This is a genomic window from Myxococcus hansupus (assembly GCF_000280925.3).
GTDB classification, from domain to species: domain Bacteria; phylum Myxococcota; class Myxococcia; order Myxococcales; family Myxococcaceae; genus Myxococcus; species Myxococcus hansupus.
On sequence record NZ_CP012109.1, the window covers coordinates 8,984,170 to 9,003,329 of the forward strand.

Annotated in this window: 19 protein-coding genes; 9 read left to right on the forward strand and 10 right to left on the reverse strand. The window is 69.3% G+C overall.

The window, feature by feature from the left end; all coding sequences use genetic code 11:
- Positions 1-36 precede the first annotated feature (36 nt).
- Positions 37-1,278 carry an AAA family ATPase gene (locus A176_RS35415; RefSeq protein WP_002634012.1) on the forward strand — a complete coding sequence of 414 codons (1,242 nt, stop codon included), beginning with the start codon at positions 37-39 and terminating at the stop codon, positions 1,276-1,278.
- A gap of 93 nt (positions 1,279-1,371) precedes the next feature.
- On the forward strand, positions 1,372-2,199 hold the full coding sequence (locus A176_RS35420; RefSeq protein ID WP_002634011.1) for an alpha/beta fold hydrolase: 828 nt from the start codon (positions 1,372-1,374) through the stop codon (positions 2,197-2,199).
- 303 nt (positions 2,200-2,502) lie between these two features.
- Here the strand turns inward: A176_RS35420 and A176_RS35430 are convergent, their stop codons facing one another.
- Positions 2,503-3,363 carry a sterol desaturase family protein gene (locus tag A176_RS35430; protein ID WP_002634010.1) on the reverse strand — a complete coding sequence of 287 codons (861 nt, stop codon included), beginning with the start codon at positions 3,361-3,363 and terminating at the stop codon, positions 2,503-2,505.
- A complete protein-coding gene (locus tag A176_RS35435) occupies positions 3,363-3,614 on the reverse strand; it encodes a hypothetical protein (protein ID WP_002634009.1) in 252 nt (83 codons plus the stop codon). Before A176_RS35435 ends, A176_RS35430 begins: the two co-directional genes overlap by 1 nt.
- Positions 3,615-3,738: 124 nt before the next feature.
- On the opposite strand from A176_RS35435, the gene A176_RS35440 reads away from it, so the two are divergent.
- The gene (locus A176_RS35440; protein WP_002634008.1) at positions 3,739-4,458 is read left to right on the forward strand and encodes an N-acetylmuramoyl-L-alanine amidase; all 720 of its coding nucleotides are present in this window, start codon (positions 3,739-3,741) and stop codon (positions 4,456-4,458) included.
- A gap of 8 nt (positions 4,459-4,466) precedes the next feature.
- On the opposite strand, the gene A176_RS35445 is transcribed toward A176_RS35440, so the two are convergent.
- The 3 genes from A176_RS35445 to A176_RS35455 all read right to left on the reverse strand — a co-directional run bounded on the left by A176_RS35445 (position 4,467) and on the right by A176_RS35455 (position 8,357).
- A complete protein-coding gene (locus A176_RS35445; RefSeq protein WP_002634007.1) occupies positions 4,467-6,710 on the reverse strand; it encodes a hypothetical protein in 2,244 nt (747 codons plus the stop codon).
- Complete coding sequence (locus tag A176_RS35450) at positions 6,707-7,363, reverse strand: DUF3142 domain-containing protein (RefSeq protein ID WP_002634006.1); 657 nt, start codon at positions 7,361-7,363, stop codon at positions 6,707-6,709. Before A176_RS35450 ends, A176_RS35445 begins: the two co-directional genes overlap by 4 nt.
- A 196-nt stretch (positions 7,364-7,559) precedes the next feature.
- Entirely contained in the window at positions 7,560-8,357 is a 798-nt protein-coding gene (locus A176_RS35455; RefSeq protein WP_002634005.1) for an ABC transporter ATP-binding protein, read from the reverse strand.
- Between the two features lie 225 nt (positions 8,358-8,582).
- On the opposite strand from A176_RS35455, the gene A176_RS35460 reads away from it, so the two are divergent.
- Positions 8,583-9,596, forward strand: coding sequence for an ABC transporter ATP-binding protein (locus A176_RS35460; RefSeq protein WP_002634004.1), 1,014 nt, complete (start codon positions 8,583-8,585; stop codon positions 9,594-9,596).
- Between the two features lie 12 nt (positions 9,597-9,608).
- On the opposite strand, the gene A176_RS35465 is transcribed toward A176_RS35460, so the two are convergent.
- Together A176_RS35465 and A176_RS35470 are read right to left on the reverse strand one after the other, a co-directional pair.
- Positions 9,609-10,142: a hypothetical protein gene (locus A176_RS35465; RefSeq protein ID WP_002634003.1), complete on the reverse strand. Its 534-nt coding sequence runs from the start codon at positions 10,140-10,142 to the stop codon at positions 9,609-9,611.
- 58 nt (positions 10,143-10,200) lie between these two features.
- Entirely contained in the window at positions 10,201-10,398 is a 198-nt protein-coding gene (locus tag A176_RS35470; RefSeq protein WP_002634002.1) for a hypothetical protein, read from the reverse strand.
- Positions 10,399-10,569: 171 nt separating this feature from the next.
- Between A176_RS35470 and A176_RS35475 the strand changes: the two genes are divergently transcribed.
- From A176_RS35475 to A176_RS35495, 4 genes are all read left to right on the forward strand, one after another.
- Positions 10,570-10,890, forward strand: coding sequence for a PRC-barrel domain-containing protein (locus A176_RS35475; protein ID WP_002634001.1), 321 nt, complete (start codon positions 10,570-10,572; stop codon positions 10,888-10,890).
- Between the two features lie 195 nt (positions 10,891-11,085).
- Complete coding sequence (locus A176_RS35480; RefSeq protein WP_002634000.1) at positions 11,086-12,243, forward strand: Kelch repeat-containing protein; 1,158 nt, start codon at positions 11,086-11,088, stop codon at positions 12,241-12,243.
- A 304-nt stretch (positions 12,244-12,547) separates the two neighbouring features.
- A complete protein-coding gene (locus A176_RS35490; RefSeq protein WP_044890019.1) occupies positions 12,548-12,922 on the forward strand; it encodes a hypothetical protein in 375 nt (124 codons plus the stop codon).
- Positions 12,923-13,043: 121 nt separating this feature from the next.
- A complete protein-coding gene (locus A176_RS35495) occupies positions 13,044-14,453 on the forward strand; it encodes a M24 family metallopeptidase (RefSeq protein ID WP_044890018.1) in 1,410 nt (469 codons plus the stop codon).
- Between the two features lie 54 nt (positions 14,454-14,507).
- Here the strand turns inward: A176_RS35495 and A176_RS35500 are convergent, their stop codons facing one another.
- The 3 genes from A176_RS35500 to A176_RS35510 form a co-directional block, all read right to left on the reverse strand.
- The gene (locus A176_RS35500) at positions 14,508-16,151 is read right to left on the reverse strand and encodes an Ig-like domain-containing domain (RefSeq protein ID WP_226994087.1); all 1,644 of its coding nucleotides are present in this window, start codon (positions 16,149-16,151) and stop codon (positions 14,508-14,510) included.
- Between the two features lie 318 nt (positions 16,152-16,469).
- Positions 16,470-17,633: a cytochrome-c peroxidase gene (locus tag A176_RS35505; RefSeq protein ID WP_002633995.1), complete on the reverse strand. Its 1,164-nt coding sequence runs from the start codon at positions 17,631-17,633 to the stop codon at positions 16,470-16,472.
- A gap of 185 nt (positions 17,634-17,818) precedes the next feature.
- Positions 17,819-18,229 (reverse strand): hypothetical protein, encoded by a 411-nt coding sequence (locus A176_RS35510; protein WP_002633993.1) that lies wholly within the window; start codon positions 18,227-18,229, stop codon positions 17,819-17,821.
- 425 nt (positions 18,230-18,654) lie between these two features.
- Between A176_RS35510 and A176_RS35515 the strand changes: the two genes are divergently transcribed.
- Complete coding sequence (locus tag A176_RS35515; RefSeq protein ID WP_002633991.1) at positions 18,655-19,113, forward strand: DUF2267 domain-containing protein; 459 nt, start codon at positions 18,655-18,657, stop codon at positions 19,111-19,113.
- The last annotated feature ends 47 nt before the right edge of the window (positions 19,114-19,160 follow it).

Below are 19,160 nucleotides of genomic sequence, written 5' to 3' on the forward strand. Positions count from 1 at the left end.
GACGTTGATACGTCCAGGGCGCCAGTCTCCCGCTTGATGCTCAAGCTCCAGTGGCTCCAGGTCCACCAGTTCCGCACCGTGAAGCCCGGGACGCGGCTGTTGTTCAGCCCGTCCCTCAACGTGCTGCTCGGGGACAACGGCACTGGGAAGTCCACGCTGCTGGACCTCGCCGCCGCTGTCGTCAGCTCGGACTTCACGCCGCTGCGGCACGAAGCCCTCGACCTCGAATACGCGCTGGCCGCCGACTCCGGTCGCATCACCGTGCGGGTGTGCAACGTCCCCTCGCCTGGAGAGGGGACAGGCGGCCTGTCCATGGACATCACCGTGGCGCCCCGCGACATGGCCTGGCCCATCGTCATCCACCGCGAGGGCCAGCAGGTCCGCGTCTCCCGCGAAGGAGACACCTCCGACGTGGTGCATGAGCGCATCGCCCCCGAGGTCGGCGGCCGTCTGTGGCTCGTCCTCATGTCCGGCGGCATCGCCTGGGTGGAGAAGACGGGAGAAGGCACCGCCGCCGTCGAGCCGCTCCTCGCCATGGCGCGAGAGGTCTCCGCGCTGTCGGACCTCCGCCGCTTCGACGAGGGGCTCGCCCACTTCGATCAGCTCTGGCAGGCCGAACTGCGGCTCTCCCGCCGCGCGGAGGGCGTGCTCGCCACGGGCACGGGCGTGGCCTCGGAGGACCTGCTGGACGGGCTGCGCAAGGTCGCCGCCGCGCAGTGGGGCTCCCCTCGCTACGTGCTGCCTTCCCCGAGCGTCCCCTTCCTCCATGACGCGGCCCGTCTGCTCGGCTTCACTTCCGCCGAGGCGCTCCTGTCGCCGCTGGAGACGCAGCCCCAGGGCAAATACGAGACGCTGACGCTGGGCCACCTGGACCTGTGCTTCGTCACCGCCTCCGGGCAGCGGCTCTCCGCGCGACAGCTCGGCTATGGCCAGAAGCGCCTGGTGGCCTTCCTCCACTACCTGGCCCACGCCCGCGCCGTCGTCATCGCGGACGAGGTGGCCCACGCGTTCCACCCGCGGCAGGTGCGCGCCCTCCTCGACCAGTTCGGCGGCCGGCAGGCCCTGCTCACCAGCCAGAGCCCGGAGCTGCTCGACAGCCTCACCTTCGACTCGCCGGAGGAGGTGCGCTCCACCTTCGTGCGCTGCCGCCGCGAGGACGACACCGGGCGCCTCGTCTGGGAGAACCTGTCTCCCGACGCCGCTGGAGACGTCTTCGCGGCGTGGCGCGCCGAGCCTCGGCACGTGGGCGAGCTGCTCCAGTCGAAGGGCCTCTGGTAGCGCCGGACGTCATCCGGCCAACGACGGCATGGCGTGAAGCGTCAGACTTGGGTCCCGCTCGTCTATCCTCGCGAGCCGGGGAGGGTGCCACGCATGCCGATGCTGCCGGTCAACGGAACGGAGCTGTACTACGAGGACTCGGGGGGCACGGGCGTGCCCATCGTCTTCAGTCACGGCCTGCTGTGGAGCAGCCGCCTCTTCGACCCGCAGGTGGAGGCGTTGAGCGGGCGCTACCGCTGCATCGCCTATGACCACCGGGGACAGGGCCAGAGCGCCGTGCCGCCGGTGCGCGTCATCGACATGGAGACGGTGTACCTGGACGCGGTGGCCCTCATCGAGCAGCTCGGCGTGGGGCCTTGCCACTTCGTGGGGCTGTCCATGGGCGGCTTCGTGGGCATGCGCATCGCCGCGCGGCGACCGGACCTGCTGCGCTCCCTGGTGCTGATGGAGACGTCCGCGGACCCCGAGCCCCTTCTCAACGTGCCGCGCTATACGCTGCTCAACCTCACCGCCCGGCTGGCGGGGCTGCGCCCGGTGGCAGACCCGGTGATGCGCATCATGTTCGGCCGTGGATTCCTGAACGACCCCAATCGCGGTGAGGAGCGTGCCCGCTGGCGCGAGCGCCTGCTGGGGAACCGCCGCGACATCTGGCGCGCCGTCAACGGCGTCATCGAGCGCCGTGGCGTGGCCAACGAGGTGCCCCACATCCGCGTGCCCACCCTCATCGTCGTGGGCTCCGAGGACACCGCCACCGTCCCCGCCAAGGCCGAACGGCTCAACCGCCTCATCCCGGGCTCGCGGCTCGTGAAGCTGCCGCGCGGCGGGCACTCGTCCACGGTGGAGGAGCCCTCGCTCGTGAATGCCACCTTGGGAACGTTCCTGGATGCGCAGACGGAGCCCAAGGCATCCCAGGCGGGGTGACGGGTTGAAACTGTCAGTCTTTGAATCCTAGCCTCTCATTCATGACCAAGCTGATGCGTGTGCTGAGGCGGAGTGCCCTTGCGGGCGTGGTGCTGGGCCTGTCCGCATGCGGCGGTATCGAGGTGCCCGAGACGGACGCGCGGGTGTCCTCCGAGGACCGGCTGACGTGCTCGTCGTGCGGCCCCACGCAGCACTCCGATTCCGCGGGAGGGGAGGGCATCACGTGCGGCGCGGCATACCGGAGCGCCACGGCGGCCCTGCAGGTCTACATGCAGCGCGTTTGCTCGGCGGGGACCTGCAATGTCAGGACGTCGCTCGAGGACTGCTGGCCGGTGGGGCCGAACCGCGACGACGGCTTCGAAGCCGAGGCCAGCGTGACGTTCCACTGCTGTCAGTAGTCCGCGCCACCGGCGAGACGAGCTGCGCGAGGAAGCGCCGGGGAAACGGCTCCACGAGCCCGAGCGGATACAGCTCGGGTCCGGTGGGTCGGTGGTAGGTGCCGAAGAGCCAGTCCGTCCACGGCGCGAGGTTGCCGAAGTTGTGCCGCGTGTGCCGCTCGCGCGCGTGATGCCAATGGTGCAGCTCGGGCGCGCCGAAGAGGAAGCCCAGCGGGCCCAGCGGCAGCCGCACGTTGGCGTGGATGAAGATGGCCCACATGCCCCGGAAGACGATGAGCATCGCCAGCGTGGGGAGCGGGAAGCCCATCATCAGCGCGGGGAGGTTCACGACCATCTGCGTGAGCAGTCCATCGACGGGGTGCTCGCGGTGCGCGGCGAGCCAGTCGAGGTGCTCGGCGGAGTGGTGGACGGCGTGGAAGCGCCAGAGGAAGTCCACCTGGTGCGACAGCCGGTGGAAGCCGTAGACGAGCAGGTCGCACAGCACCACCGCTTCCAGCGCCTGCAGCCACCAGGGCTGGCTCGCCACCGCGGCCTGGAAGCCCATGAGCGCTTCGGTGTGGCAGAGCGTCTTCACGCCGCTCAGGACGAACAGCGACAGCGGCGCGAGGACGAGGTACTGCGCGACGAAGTAGGCCAGGTCCGTGCGGAGGCCGGGGCGCAGCAGCGGCTGTTCAGGACGCGCGGCCCACGCCCGCTCCAGCGGCCAGAAGAGGATGGCCAGCACGACGAAGGACAACACCATGCCGCCAATGGCAGCCAGGGGCATCACGGCGTGGCCGGGGGGCCGGCGTCGCCCGCGTCTGGCGCGTGCGGGGTGCTCGCGTCAGGCGTCTCCACGTCGAACCGGGTCATCACGATGGGGTCGCCCGCGAGCGCGTCCGCGGACCCTCGGTAGAGAGCGCCCACCTTGGTGCCGCCGAAGAAAGTGGCGGCTCCCGTCAGCACGATGACTGCAAGTCCAATCACCGCGATGACCACGGTGACGGGGCCCAAGACCTTGCGCTTCTGCGATGACATGAGTTTACCGGCTCCCGCTGTCTGGGAAAGCTACACCAGGGCTGCACGTCACGCACGACCGCGCAACATCTCGGGGCTGGAGAAGATAATCCCAGCAGTCCCCCACCCCCCCCAGGAGATGGACATGGTTTCCCGGCTCAATGGCTCCTCTCGGAGCCGCTCCGTCCGTCCGCCCTCCGAGGTCGAGTCCCGGCGTCTTCCGAAACCCGAGGCCCGCGTGGCCCCTCCGCCGCGGGACACCTTCGAGCCCGCGCGGGCCGTGAGGACGAACGGGCCGGACGCGCCGAATGACACGAGCCGGGTCCGGCCGACGAAGCCCGAGGTCGTGTCCCGCCCGACGGACAATTTCAATGCGCGCCCGCCGGGTCAGGACATCGACACCATCGTCCTGCACCACACCGCGGACGGAGACGACAAGAGCAGCCTGGAGACGCTGACGGGCCAGTCGGACAACCTCCTGGGACAGGCCTACCTGTGGGCCAAGGAGCAGATCAAGGGCGAGGTCAGCGCGCACTACACCATCGGCAAGGATGGGACCATCTACCAGCACGTGGATGATGAGATGCGCGCGTGGCACGCCGGTGTGGGCTCGCTGCGAGGCGATGGCGCGGATGTGAATGACCGCTCCATCGGCATCGAAATCGTCAACGAGGGTGACGGCCAGGACGCCTACACGGAGGCGCAGTACCGCGCGCTCGAACAGCTCGTGCCGTACCTCGCGAGCGAGCACGGCGTCCCCTTGGAGAACGTGGTGGGCCACAAGGAGACGAACCCGAACAAGGTGGACCCGTCTCCGAACTTCGACTTCGACCGCATCCTGGACGCCACCCGGCGGGTGCTGTAGGCGCCGCGTCAGTACACGTAGGGCGTCCGCTTCGCCCAGGTCGTCTTCCCGTAATGCTTGTGCAGGTAGCGGAAGGCCGCCTGGGCCTCGGGCGTGCGTTGGCCGCAGCCGCGTTTGCTGGCCCGGACGGCGCGGAACAGCGCGATGGGAGAGCGCGGGTCGTCCGGATGCGCCTTGGCCCACGCGAGCGCGACGCGCGCGAAGTACGGCACCGAGTTCCCCGCGTCGACGAGCGCCTGCCACTCCCGCGCAGCCTCCTCGGCGTCGGGTGGGGGCGGGAAATGCGCGGCGGGTAGCTCCTGCTCCTTGGGCGGGCCGCACCACCCGTTGCGCGTATAGGACATGTCCAAGGTGAGGTTGAGCTTGGGGCTGGTGTCCTGCAGCCGGTCTTCCAGGGGCTGGAGCCGCGCGGAGACCGCGGGCAGGCCCATGAGCAGCAACTGCGCCTCGAACTGGCGCTCCTCGGCGGTCGGCTTGTCCACGAGCGCCAGCAGCTCCGCCTTCGCCGTCGGGTTGGTCTCCGCCAGGCGCTTCGCCACGCTTTGAAGGGTCGCGTCGTCCCCCGCGATGGCCGCGCGCGCGAAGGCGGCCCACAGCACCTGCCGGCGAGGGACGGCGGGGTTGCCGTCAATCTCCGCCAGCACGACCAGCCGCTTCGCCGTCAGCCGAGCCTCCAGGGCGTACACCGTCTTGGGGCTGAAGACGCGCGGCCGGGAATCCCCAGGCGCGTCGTAGGGGCCGCCATAGCTCTCGTCCGAGGTGTAGTCCGCGACGTCGCTGAGGGACTCCTTCATCGCCTCGTCCAGGTCCCTCGCCAGCGCGAAGCGTTCATCGCGCAGGAGGTTGCGCGAGGTGGGGCTGTGCCGCACCTGCTCGGAGGGCACCGTCGCGAGCCGCGCCCGCGCCGCATCCAGGTCCCCGCGCGCATGAAGGACCTGGGCGCTGTAGTAGGCAATGGACACGCCCGCGGGTGACTCCGGCGGCACCTTCGCCGCGGCCTCGAGCAGCGCGGGCAGGCCGGGGGACTCGGGCACCGCCGTCTTCAGCGCGGCGAGCAGCCACGTCACATGGCGGGCCTTCTTCCAGTGGGTCCGCGCCAGGTCATGCTGGGCACGCTGGTAGTGGTCCCGGTTCTCCACCTTGAGCGGCGCGCTGCCCATGGACTGGAGCCAGGCGTGGAGCTCCGCCGCGGGGGCGGGGAGCCCTTCACACGTCATGTCGAAGCGGATCTTCCAGAGCAGGTTGAGGTCGCCGAGCTCCGAGGCGAGCGCGGAGCCTGTCCCCGGTTCGAGCACGTGTGACAACAGCTCGCAGGCCCAGGACTCGGGCTGGAGTCGGTAGCGCACGATGCTGCGCAAACCCCGGGCGGGGCCATGGACCTCCGCGAGCGCGGGTGACGCGAGGATTCCCGCGATCACCTTGTCGGCCTCGGTGAGGCGGGAGAGGAAGACGCCCGTCGGCTTCTGGGGTTCGTAGCGGAAGGTCGCCGGGTTCTCCATCAGGGCCTGGCGCACGTGCGTGCGCGCCACGAGATACGCGGCGAGGACCCGGTGGGGCGACTCCTTCGAGTCGGCGATGGCCTGGAAGGCCGCCATGGCTCCGGGATAGTCATCGCAGTAGAAGCGCGAGGACGCCTCCTGATAGGCGCGCTCGGCCCGGCGGCGGGCCTGCTGTTCGGGGCTCACGCCTTCGTCGAGTCGAGGGTCGAGCTCCGGCAGGATGGTGCAGACACCGAAGACGGCGTCCTGGTTGCTCAGCCACTCCGCCATCAACGCGGGATGTTTCTTCCACGCCTTCGCGAGCGCGTCGGCCGTGTTCGAGGCCCGCCGGAGCGCGTCGTCATGGATGCGGATGCGCTCCGCGTAGTCCGCTTCGCTCGTCATCAGGGGCTCGTTTTCGGGCGCTTGGGGCACGATGCGCCTGCGGGTTGCCAGCCACCGCTGGAGCTCGGGCGTCACGGTGCTCGAATGCAGCACGGTGTGCGCGCTCTGCCAGCGGGTCACCAGGTGCCGCTGCTCCTCGGGCGTGGTGGGGATGCCCTTCATCGTCCGGTACGCATGAATGGCGTACATCGGATTGTCCCAGCCGAGCACGATGCCCAGGCGCCCGGCCGCGAACGGCTCGATGGGAAAGTCCGGCCGCGCGGTGTTGAAGAGCTCCGTTTGATAGGAGCTGGGGCCACAGGCCCGCGCCTCGGTGGGATGGAGCAGGAGCGAGAGACCACTGGTGCATGCGACGAGCAGCTTCTTCATGGTGAGAGCCCCGTCACCGCGCGCGTGAACGCCTCGGGCGTCCAAGGGCGGGGGTTGAAAACATAGAGTGTGGAGACGCCGGGCGGAACAGCCTGCCATTCATCGAGCGCGAGCCCCACGCTGCCACGGCAGGGCGCGGGCACGCCGCGTGCGAAGCGGGCGCGCCACGTGGACGCGTCCGGGCCCATGCGGAAGAGCTGCGGCACCACCTCGTCCACGGGCGCGCGCGTCAGCCAGCTCCCCGGCGCGCACCATGACGCCAGGCCGGTGATGGACAGCGTCATCGTGGAGGGCAGGTGTCGTCGGAGCGCCTGGAGCAGCGCGACGTAGGCCTCGTATTCGGACGCACGGGCGTCGAAGTCGAGCTGGAGCCCCGTCACCTCCGGACGCTTCGCGAGGGCGGCCAGCCGCTCCGCCAGGGACTGCAAGCGCTCGGGCGGGTAGTTCGCGAGCGAGGCCTTGGGCTGGGCCTCCAGTCGCACCGTGGCCTGGAGCTTCATGCCGGAGGGGACGTGGAGCGGATACCGGCGGGGCTGCTCCCGCACCTCCGTCTCCGTGAGCGCGAGCGTGGCGAGCAGGAAGGCCACGCGGACCGGGCGTCCCGAGTCCGCGAGGAAGCGCAGGTCCTCGGGGCGCTCCCAGGCCCAGAGCACGACCTGGGGCGGGGCGGGGGGCGGTGAGGACGGACACGCCGCGCACAGGAGCGCCGCGGCGAGGGTGGCCCATGGGCCGCGCCGTGTCCTTGCTGCCGCGAATGGTGAGGAGGTCTTCGAAGGCATCGTGGTCGCCGGGCCGCGTTCGGGCGGCGGGCCGGACGGTTTGCAACCCGCGTTCCGTTCGCGGGCCGCCTCAGGCCTGGGCCGCGCGCCGGCTCTGGGCGCGGCGCTGGAGCCAGTTGCGGAGGAAGGCCTTCACCTCGGGGTGTTGCGACTCGCGGAAGGTGTCGGGCGGGCCGTACTCCACGACGCGGCCCTCGTGCATGAGCGCCAGGTGGTCCGCCATGCCGAAGGCGGAGGCCACGTCCGGCGTAATCACCACCGAGGTGGCGCCGAGCTGCTGCTTGCCGGTGGTGATGATTTCGTTCACCGCGGCGGTGGTGAGCGGGTCCAGGCCGGCGGTGGGGTCGTCGTAGAGGAGAATCTTCGGCTGGAGGATGGTGGCGCGCGCGAAGCCCACGCGCTTCTGCATGCCGCCGGAGAGCTCACCCGGGAAGCGCTGCGTCGCGTGCGACAGGCCCACCCGCTCCAGCGTCTTGTTCACCAGTTCGGCGATTTCCTTCTCGGGCGTGCGGGTGCGCTCGCGGAGCGGAAAGGCCACGTTGTCGAAGACGGTGAGCGAGTCGAAGAGGGCGTTGGCCTGGAAGAGGATGCCCTGCTTGCGGCGCATCTCGCTGAGGGCGCTCTCGTTCATCCCCGCGATGTCCTCGCCCTCCACCTGCACGGAGCCCCGGTCCGGCTGGAGCAACCCCATGATGTGCTTCATCAGCACCGTCTTGCCGGAGCCGGACACGCCCAGCAGCACGCAGGTGGTGCCCTCCGGCACCACCAGGTTCACCCCGCGCAGCGCCTGCTGGTCGCCGAAGGACTTGTGCAGGTCCCGCACTTCGATGGCCAGCTTGGGGGACGGCGAGGGGCTCGTGGTGCTCATGGCCGCGCGAACATAGTGCGCGTCCGCCGCCTTCCGCCTCCAAGAAGCGGCGGGCGAGCGTCCGGCGAAGGGGCGCCCGGCCGCCTGGGCTCCCGCCCGGTGTCAGCGGGTGTACGGCGCCTCGCCTCGGGGCTTGCCCTGGGAGCACGGGGCGCGATGCTTCCGCACCTGTGGGTGTGACAGTGCGACACGAGCCGTGTCCAAGACACCCGGGAGGCATGGCGTTTGGCGACGGTGTCCCTGGAGGACGTGCGCAAGGTGTATCGGGGCGGGGTGGCCGCGGTGAAGGGCGTGAGCCTGGACATCGCGGACGGTGAGTTCATCTCCCTGGTGGGGCCGTCGGGTTGCGGCAAGTCCACGACGCTGAACCTCATCGCCGGGCTGGAGGAGATGTCGGGCGGCACGCTGCGCATCGACGGTGCGGTGGTGAACGACATGTCGCCGCGCGAGCGGGACATCGCCATGGTGTTCCAGAGCTACGCGCTCTACCCGCACCTGGACGTGGCGCGGAACCTGGCCTTCCCGCTGAAGGTCGCGGGGCTGTCGCGGGAGGACATCGACGCGCGCGTGCGCGAGGTGGCGGCCCTGCTGGGGCTGGACGCGCTGCTCTCGCGCAAGCCGAAGGAGCTGTCGGGCGGTCAGCGGCAACGCGTGGCGCTCGGCCGGGCGCTGGTGCGGCGGCCCAAGGTGTTCCTCTTCGACGAGCCGCTGTCCAACCTGGACGCGGCGCTGCGCACGCAGATGCGGGGCGAAATCAAGAAGCTGCATGAGCAACTCAAGGCCACGTTCATCTACGTCACGCACGACCAGGCGGAGGCGATGACGCTGTCGGACCGCGTGGTGGTGATGCACCAGGGCGCGGTGCAGCAGGTGGCCCCGCCGCGCGAGCTGTACGACGCGCCCGCGAACCTGTTCGTGGCGGGCTTCTTCGGCGCCCCGCGCATCAACCTGGTGAAGCCCGGGACGCTGGGCCAGCCGGACGCGGACGTGGTGCTGGGGCTGCGTCCCGAACACCTGGAAGTGGGGCAGGGTGACGCCCCTCCCGGCGCGCTGGAGGGCCGCGTGTACCTGGTGGAGCCCATGGGCGCGGAGAGCTGGGTGACGGTGGAGTCCGCTGGCGAGCGCCTGGTCGCGCGCGCCGCTGGGGACTTCCGGGTGCCCACCGGCGCGTCCGTGTGGCTGCGGTACGACGCGTCGAAGCTGCGGCGCTTCGACGCGAAGTCGGGGCGGGCCCTTTGAGGGGCTTGGCGGCTACCGGAGGAACCGGAAGTTCTCCTCGGGGAAGGCTTCCTTGGCGAGCTGGTACAGGAACGTGTAGTCCGACAGGACGCCCACGTTGCGCGAGGCAATCTGCTCGCCCTTCGCATCGATGTAGATGAACTGGATGCAGCCCAGGCAGACGATGACATCCATCCACGTGTTGCCGCGCCAGTAGCGCAGCGCGATGTCCGGGTTGAACCCGCACTTCTTTTCCGGGATGGGGTTGGGTTCGGACGCCGGGACGAAGGCGGCCGCCAATTGCTTGCGGTGTTCCTTGCTCAGCTCGGGGCCCTCCTGGGGGAGCACGAAGTTCTTGCCGCTGCGGGGAAGGTCTTCCTCCTTCACGCCCGGGGGCAGGTCGCGATAGTCGCGGCCCCAGGACGTCGGGTGGTCCGCGAGGAATATCTGCACCCGGTCCGGGCGGCGGAGGAAGTCCTCGTGGGACGCCCCGAACGTGAAGGCGTCCGCGGTACAGGAGAGGGCGGCTGGGATGACCAGCAGGACGGCGAGAAACGGCGTGCGCATCGGGCGAGCCTATCGCGTCTTCCCTGGACTGATAGGAATCAGCGCATGGCGACTCGCGTCAGGCGTAGACCTGCTCCCCCTCGAGCGACATGTCGAGCCGCCGGTTGAGCTGGTCCAGCCGGGTGAAGCGCTCGCGCAACAGGTCGCGGTAGGCGCTCGGCCCCGCTTGGGCAATCTCTTCCTGAAGCGCGCGCAGCGCCGAGTCCAACGCTTGCTTCATCTCGCGAGCCTCCACCGCGGACAGTTCCACCAGCATGGTGCACCTCCTGCGCGGAACGTTAGGCACGCGCGTGAAGGGGCAGCGTTTGCGTTTGCCTGGAACGGGCGGGGCCAGGCGCCCTGGCGCTGGGTGCAATGGGCCCTGCCCGCTCGCACCGTTGTCTGGGATGCCCGGACGCAGGGGCCGCCCGAACGCGAGGAGGCCGGAATGATTCGGACAGACGCGGTACACGAAGGCATGACGGTGCGGACGGCGAAGGGCGTCGTCCTGGGGCACGTGACGGCCATCGGAGACACGCACTTCGAACTGGAGCCCGGGCTCGTCCCCATCCCCCGGCGTGACTACCTGGTGGAGTTCTCCGACGTGGACTTCATCAGCGGCAAGGACGTCTACCTGGTCGACGCGGACCATCCGCTCCTCACGCTGGAGGTGGATGACGACGGCGGCGCGCTTCCACCCCGTCATTCAAGGGGCATGGACCGGGAGCCGGTGAACGAGGGCCTGGAGTCCGAGCCCGCGCGCGAGTGAGTGACGCAGGGCGTTGCATGGCGGGGTGGCGCCGCTCCCGGGTGGGGTCTCACCGGTCCCCGGGGGAGGGTTAAGCGTCGGGAATCACTCAGGTTGGCCAGCCCTGGAATGTCAGACGGTCAGGTTAAACGTGACCGCTTCGACGGGCCTTCCAGGTGGGTTATGCAACGGTTTTCGACGTCATGCGTCACGGTCATGCTTTTCGCTCTCATGTTCTCCTGCAGCGCGGGTCCGCGTTCGGAGGACGGCGATTCCGGGGTGGTGGGGCAGGGGCTGACGCTCGCCTCGCCGCGCAAGCTGCTGCCCTTCGTCACGTTGGATGACGGGCGCGTGCTGGCCGCCGGCGGGCATGACGGCCACCGCACGCTGTCGAGCTGCGAGGTGTTCGAGCCCGCGACGGGCCGCTGGAGTGAGACGGGGCCTTTGCGCACGCGCCGGCGCAACCACGCGGCGGTGCGGCTGACGGACGGGCGCGTGCTGGTGATGGGCGGCTCGAACGGCGTGGCCATGGGCGCGCTCGCGGAGGCGGAGGTGTACTCGCCTGTCGCCGGGACGTGGACGGAGGTGGCCCGCATGGCCGTGGCGCGCAATGACCCGGCGGCGGTGCGCCTGGCGGATGGACGGGTGCTGGTGGCGGGCGGCACGGACGTGGACCTGCGGCCCCTGCGCTCGGCGGAGGTGTTCGACCCGGAGACGGGGACGTGGAGCTTCGTGTCGCCTCCGGGCTTCGTGCGGGGCGGCGCCCTGACGGCGGTGCTGTTGGACACGGGCAAGGTGCTCTTCGTGAGCGGGCTCCAGGCGGAGCTTTACGACGCGGTGACGGACCTCTGGGAGAAGGCGGGACCCGCGGGGGGCGCGGCGGGGACGCACCGGTTGGCGCATTCGGTGACGTTGCTGCAGGACGGGCGCGTGTTGGTGGTGGGCGGGACGACGGCGCGCGCCGCGGCCACGGCGGAGGTGTACTCACCCCAGACGGGAACGTGGACGCTGGTGGCCGCGCCCCAGGTGCCTCGCGAGCACCACGCCACGGTGGTGTTGCCGGATGGCGCGGTGCTGGTGATGGGCGGCGAGCACTACACGACGGGGGCGCTCGCGTCCGTGGAGCGCTTCGACCCGCGGACGGAGACGTGGTCCTCCGAACCCGCGTTGGAGGAGCCGCGTGAGAAGCTGGGCGCCCTGGCGCTGGTGGATGGCGCGGTGCTGGTGATGGGCGGAGGCAATGAGGCGATGGGCATGCTCATCGAGGCCGAGCGCTATGTGCCGGGGACGTGTGGCGTGCAGCCGTGCTCGGCGCCGCAGCCGGCCAGCGTGCAGGGCGTGGCGGCGCTCCCGGTGTCCGGGTTGGCCGAGTAGGCGGGCGGCGCGCTGTGGCCACAGCGTGCCGGAGCCGGCCCGTGTGGTGCGCGTGGTGGCCGTTCCGTTGCTCGGGAGGGGTGAGTGATGGATCGGCACGCGCTGGGCAGTCCGGCGCTGGAGTTGGCCCGTGCAATGCGCATGGCGACCCTTTGGGGCTCCGTGATGGAACAGCGCGAAGCCGTTCTCGGCACGCCACTGCAGGCCCGTGCGCGGGGCGTGGCTGCCCTCTCGACGTCCGGGCCTGTCGAGGGAGCCCGCCGCGCCAGTGACTTGGATGCCCATGCCGGGTGAGAGTGCGGGCATGAACCCGAGGATGGCTCCGCTGGTGATGTCGACGTGGCTGTGGGCGTGTGGTGGCGCGGAGCCGCAGCAGCTCTCCTACGTGGGTTGGGCGGAGCGGTCGGCGGCCTCGGCCTGTGCCCACACCGAGCTGTGCGGAACGCTGGAGGTGCCTCGCGAGCAGTGCGAGGCGGACCTCTTCGCGGCCTACGCGGCGGTGGAGGCCCGACTCGCGCGTGGCGACACCGGCGCGAAGGCGGGCTGTGTGCAGTGCATGCGCATCCGCGCCGAGGAGTTCGACGTGGCCACCGCGAGCGGGTGTCAGCAGGTTCCCAACGAGGCGCGGCTGCTCGCGGTGTGCGGCGAGGACAACGCGGCCTGTGCGGGCGTGCCCTGACGCGCGCGAGTTGAGGGCTGCTCACCGCGTTCCGGAGTCTCCGGGCTCACGGGGCCCGTGCGCGGCATGACGCGTGAAGTCCGCGCGCGCCGCGTGGCCGTGCGTGACAGACTGCGCGGCCATGCGCACCCGGACCTTGCTGCTTGCCCCGTTGCTGCTCTCCACTTCCTGCGCCACCGTCGCTCCCTCGGCGCAGGCCTCGGACGCCGCCGAGAAGACCGCGGCGAAGGCGTCCACGCCCGCGCGTCCCTTCGGCACCTTGCGTGAGCAGGCGCAGCGCCAGCAGACCTGGCTGGCCGAGCGCATGGAGACCGCCTTGCCCCAGCTCATGCGGAAGTACGGCGTGGACATGTGGGTCATCCCGATGCGCGAGTACAACGAGGACCCTGTCTTCAAGGCGCTCGTGTCGCCCACGACGTTCGCCGCGCGCCGCCGGACCATCTACGTGTTCTTCGACCGGGGCCCCGAGCAGGGCATCGAGCGGCTCGCGTTGGGTGGAGGCTCGCAGGGCGGCATCTACACGCCACGCCGCGCGCAGCGGCAGGTGGACGGCGGCGGTGTGAACCGTCAGGCGGAGCTGTGGGGCCCCGAGCAGTGGCAGGTGCTCAAGCAGGTGCTGGAGGAGCGCCAGCCGAAGTCCATCGCGCTCAACGTGTCGCGCACCTTCGCTTTCGCGGACGGCCTCAGCCATGGCGAGTACGAGGGCATGGCGGAGGCGCTCGGGCCCGACTGGGTGAATCGCTTCACGTCGGTGGACGGGCTGGCGGTGGACTTCATCGCCTGGCGCTCGGCGGACGAGGCCCGCTTCTACGAGGAGCAGACGAAGCTCGCGTGGGACATCATCGAGACGGCCTTCTCCAATCAGGTCATCACCCCGGGCGTCACGACCACGCGTGACGTGGAGTGGTGGATGCGGCAGCGCCTGGCGGACCTGGGCCTGGAGACGTGGTTCCAGCCGTCGGTGGACGTGCAGCGGCAGGGCGCCGACGACAAGGGGCTGGGCGAGAACCCGGTCATCCAGCGCGGCGACGTGCTGCACTGCGACTACGGCGTCACCGCGCTGGGGCTGAACACGGACACCCAGCACATGGGCTACGTGCTGCGCGAGGGCGAGACGGACGTGCCCGAAGGGTTGAAGGCGGCGCTGAAGGCGTCCAACCGGCTGCAGGACATCGTCTTCGAGGAGCTGCGTCCGGGGCGCTCGGGCAATGACATCCTGCGCGTCTCGCGGGAGCGGATGCGCGCCGAGGGCATCAATGGCACGGTGTACTCGCATCCCATTGGTCTGCACGGCCACGGCGCCGGCCCCATGGTGGGCCTGTGGGACCGGCAGGAGGGCGTGCCCGGCAATGGGGACCATCAGGTGATTGCGAACCAGTGGTACTCCATCGAGCTCCAGGCCACGTCCGCGGTGCCGGAGTGGAACGGCCAACTGCTGCGCTCGGCGCAGGAAGAGGACGTCACCATCGACGCCGAGGGCCGCGTGCACTGGGCCTGGAAGCGTCAGACGGACTTCCACCTGGTGCGCTGAACGCTGGGCCCGTGAGGCGTGACGCGCGGCTCCGGGCAGGAGCCGCGCGGGACTTCACTGCGGGCGTACGACGGCGCCGCCCGACAAGGCCCAGGGGCCCCCAGCGGTGTCGAGCAAGAAGTCCTGCAGCCACTCTCTGGCAATGAATTGCTTGAGCTCCCAGCCCGTGGCACGGCGCCTGCGGAAATAGCTCTCTACCTCTGAGATATACATGTGGCGTTCGGTCCACGCCAGCCAGGGCTCACCGTCGTTGTCGACGACGAGATGGAGTTCCGAGTACCGACTCTCGCCAATCTGGGCAGCTACAGATTCGGGTGAGTCCCAATTGGATTGCGAGGAGTCCAGCGTCATGGATGAAACTTTGATGTTGCTTGAGGTGTGGGAAAATCCGTTCTCAGTCCAAGAAATGAAAATGTGGCGGTCGGGTTGTATCGCAAGCGTGATGTGGTCCACGAATGCATTCGCTCTGGATGGGATGGCTGTGCCTACGGGAGTCCATCTTCCATTCTCGAACGCAGCGACGTGGATGTGCTTGGCGAAAAGACCTGCTGCGAAGGTCCACTCCTCCCAGCCCACGAACACTCGAGTGGCATCGACAGCGATAGCGACCTGCGGCATGGGGCTCCTGTTGAAGGGAGTGCCCAGTGAAATCCACTCCGAGCCTGTCCATCGAAGGACTCGGACTTCCGTTTCGGAAGCGGAGACATTTCGCTCCACTACGATGACGGGTTTGCCCTCCTCGTCCAGCGCCAGAGGGATTTTTCCGAGGTCGGAGCGAGTGTCGTGGGGCGCGCCCAGATGTTGCCACGCCCTTCCGTTGTAGCTCGCGACATGAAGTTGAATGGTTCGGGTCGTTGCGCTCTTCTCGGTCCAGGCGGTGACAAGCACGCCGGTCTTTTGCGCCACCAGAATCTCGGAGGCATGTTCAGTTCGTGTATTGGCTTCGCGAATCGGGGGGAGTCGCTGCCAGGCGCCGTCACGCCATCGTGCGACCATGGGCTCTCGGATACCCTGTTCGTCTTGGGTATAGCCGATGATGGGCTCGGTCCTGTTATCGCCGCTTTCAAGCACGAACGAACGCGGCCCTTCGCCGGAGGCAAGAGGCGCCGTGACACGGCCAAAGGGCCAGTAGTCGGCGAAGTGCATGTGAGCGAAATCTGGCAGGACTGTCTCGAGTAGGTTTCCGGCCAGGTCGGTCAGGCTCGTCTGGAGTTCCAGCGCATACAACGTGAATGGGGGCTGGAGCAGTGATTCCGGCACCAACTCAAGGACCGTTCCGTTTTCCCGAAGAACCGCTTGATATGGGACTGGTAGATTGGTCGGGCCGATGAGCCTCGCCGGCTCGGATTGAAGTGACTCCGGCAGTATCGGCTCTGAGAAGACGAACCCCATTGGTGAAGACACGGACGGATGGCTGTGGCCAGGCTTCACGGAGACCACGGTCGGTGGCGTGCGGTCCACCGTGACAGCCACCGCTTCGGCGTCGACGTGCTTGCCATCAACCCACGCGCGAGCCTTGAACGCGAAGCGTCCCTCGGCATGAGCGGCGCAGTCGACGACGTGCTGGTACGGGGCCTCCAGCCGCGTGGGTACCTCGTCGTTCGTGATGAGTTGGACTCGCTCCGGAGTGGCGCCTTCGAAGGAGACGGAGAGCGTCCACGCTCCCTCCCGGCAGTACGCCGGGCCTTGGGTCTGCACGGTGACGCGCAGCGCGGGTGGCTGCTCCCCGGGATGGGGCGGGGGCGTCGGAGGGGACGGGGAGTTGTCGCAAGCGGGGAGTCCCAGCGTCGCGCAGAGCAGTGGAAGGGCCCAACGGGCGTGGAGATGTCTGGGGTTCATGAAAGACCTTTGGGAGGACACGCCCAACCGTTGCGGCGGAACTCGGCGCGAGCAGCTTGGACCGAGTCCCCGCCTGGCGACAATGCCAGCACGGTGGATGAGCACCTTCCACCGGGCTTGCCACTCACCACCTGCCGTCCGCGCACGGACGCGGAAGGCAGGCTGGGAACTCCGCGCTCAGTGGTGCGTCGCGCCCGTCATGGACTGGAGCAGCGTCACCAGCGCGCGCTTCTCCTCGTTCGTGAGGTCCAGCGGCACCATGGTCTCAGTCTTCTTGCCCACGAAGGTGCCGGCCGCGCCGCCACCGTCGTTGTAGAAGTCGATGACCTCTTCCAGCGTGGCCTGCTCGCCGGTGTGCATGTACGGCGCCGTCAGCGTCAGGTTGCGCAGCGACGGCGTGCGGAACGCCCCCTCCAGCGTCTCGCGGTTCGCCTGGGTCCTCAGCGTCTGGAGCCGGGCCGCGATGGTGCCGGTGGGCGCGTCGCTGTGGCGGCTGGCGGCGTTGAACTCCCAGTCCAGCAGCGGCGTCAGCACGCTCCACTGGCCCCCTCCGCCGGGGCCGGTGTCCTCCACGCCGATGTTGTGGAACAGGTCGTCGGTGAGCGCCGGGCCCTTGTGGCACACGATGCACTGGCCCTTGCGCAGGAACGTCTTCAACCCCAGGTACGCCGGGTCCGCCTCCGCCTGGCCCGCCTCCACCGCCGTGAGGAAGCGGCGCACGTCGGCGTCGAACGGCGCGTCGATGCGCACCAGCGTCCGCTGATAGGCGGCCATCGCCTTGCCCACGTTGGCCAGCAGCGCGTCGTCCGTCGCCTCCGAGGGCGTCGTGCCGAACATGGCCTGATACTCGGTGACGTAGTCGGGAACGGCGTCGAGCCGGGCGCGCACCACCTGCGCGTCCGAGTTCATCTCCACCGGGTTGAGCAGGGGCAGGACGGCCTGGCTCCACAGCCGGTCCGCGCGGCCGTCCCACATGAACCAGCGGTTGTACGCCACGTTCAACAGGGTGGGCGGGTTGCGCTCGGACAGGTGCCCGTCACAGCCCTCCGCCTTGGCGGTGCTGACCGTGAGGCCCTCGCCACCGTGGCAGCTCGCGCAGGACACCGTGCCGCAGCGTGACAAGCCGGCATCGTGAAACAGCCGGTCGCCCAGCGCCTCGGCGCGTGCCACGCCGTCCACGCGGTTGGTGCTGTCCCTGGGCGGCTGACGCCCCAGGCTGTGCAGGCTGCGAAGCTGGTCCAGCTCGTCGAGATTGGGGAACGCTTCTTCGGATTCACACGCCATGCCCGACCCGCCGAGGACCAGGGCGAGCGTCACGGCGCGCCAGCGATACAAAGTCATCACCCAACTCGTCTTTCTGCGAAGGACCCGGGAAGCTTCGCGTCCCCTTCGACGCGAATCAATCCACAAGGCCCCCTTGCCCGCAGGACGAGTTCGTGCTGATGCCGTGACGCCGCCTCGCCTGCCCCAGGGGGCGAGGACGGGCGGCGCCCGGTTCGGACTTCAAGACTTCAAGACGCCGGACTTCAGGCGCCGCAGCTCAGCGAGAAGTCGCGGGTGGCGGTGCCGTAGTCGTTCACCTTCACGGTGGTCGGCTCCGGGGAGACGGACGGCGCGGCGCCCGCCTCGCACTTCAGGTCGCTGCCCACGGTCAGGCCGACCTGGAGGTCGGTGTTGCTGGGGACGCCCGTCACGGAGAACGAGCAGCGGTTGCCACGGCTGGGCTTCACCATGGCCCGGCCCAGCCCGACGGTGGGCGAGGACGGCGACGCGACGATGACCTGCAACTGCCCGCACGCATCGTCAGCACGCAGCCCGCTCTCCGGCAGGCGGACGACCCCCGCGACGGTGGCGTTGCCCTCGCGGCCTCCACCACCGCCCGTGGTGGCGCAACCGGATGCGGCAAGGACCAGGGCGGCGACGGCAATGCGATACATGAAATCCTCAATTCTTATGGGTTGAGATGGCGGTAGGGCCGCCGTGCAATGGAACTACGATGCGCGCCCTAGACAATTGCGACGGGAATTCATTCCAACCAGTCCTCTGCTTCTTTTGGGGGGCAGGGTTTAAACAATTCCCCTGGATTACCGGGCGACTCCGGACGCCGGGTGGTGGAAGGTCGACACGCGCGGTGACGTCCCATCAGGGGAAGTCATCAATCGAATCAAACACAGACGGTGGCGCCTCCCGGAGGGCCGCTTCGTCCCAAAGACGGACACCCGCGTTCCGATTCCGGTCATGTCAGGAATTGGAATTCCGGGCCGATTCCCAGCGGACCGTGCGTCCCTGCCGCCGCCTCGCGCTCTGCTGTCAGCGCCGCTGCGTGCCCCCACGGTGAAGGGGAGGCAGAGGAGGCGACACCATGTCGATACAGAAGCAGGAGCGCACGACCTCGTGGACGGGGTTGGGCGTGGGGACGGACCGCAAGTCGTTTCTGGACGCAATATCCTCCCAGATTCCGGATTACGAGGCGGACCGGGCGGCCGAAGCGGTGTTCTGCACGCTGTCGGAACGGCTGTCCGCGTCGTGGGTGGCGCACCTGCGAGAGCAGCTCCCGCCGGACATCCGCGACGCGTTTCGCGTTTGTCACCGGCACCGGGGGGAAGCCCCCGTGAAGCTGGACCGCGATGACTTCTACCTGAGGGTGGCCAACCACCTGAACGCCGAGCCGGAGAACGTGCGGCTGGTGCTTCACGGGGTGTTCTCCGCGCTGCACGCGCAGCTTCCGGATGCGGAGGCCAAGAAGTTGGAACAGCAGCTTCCCGCCTGGCTCCAAGGCACGTGGGCCGCCGCGCGGTTGCACGTGGACCGGCCGTACTGAGCCCGTACCACCGGGCGTCCGGGGCAGGGGTGCCCGGACGCTCGCGC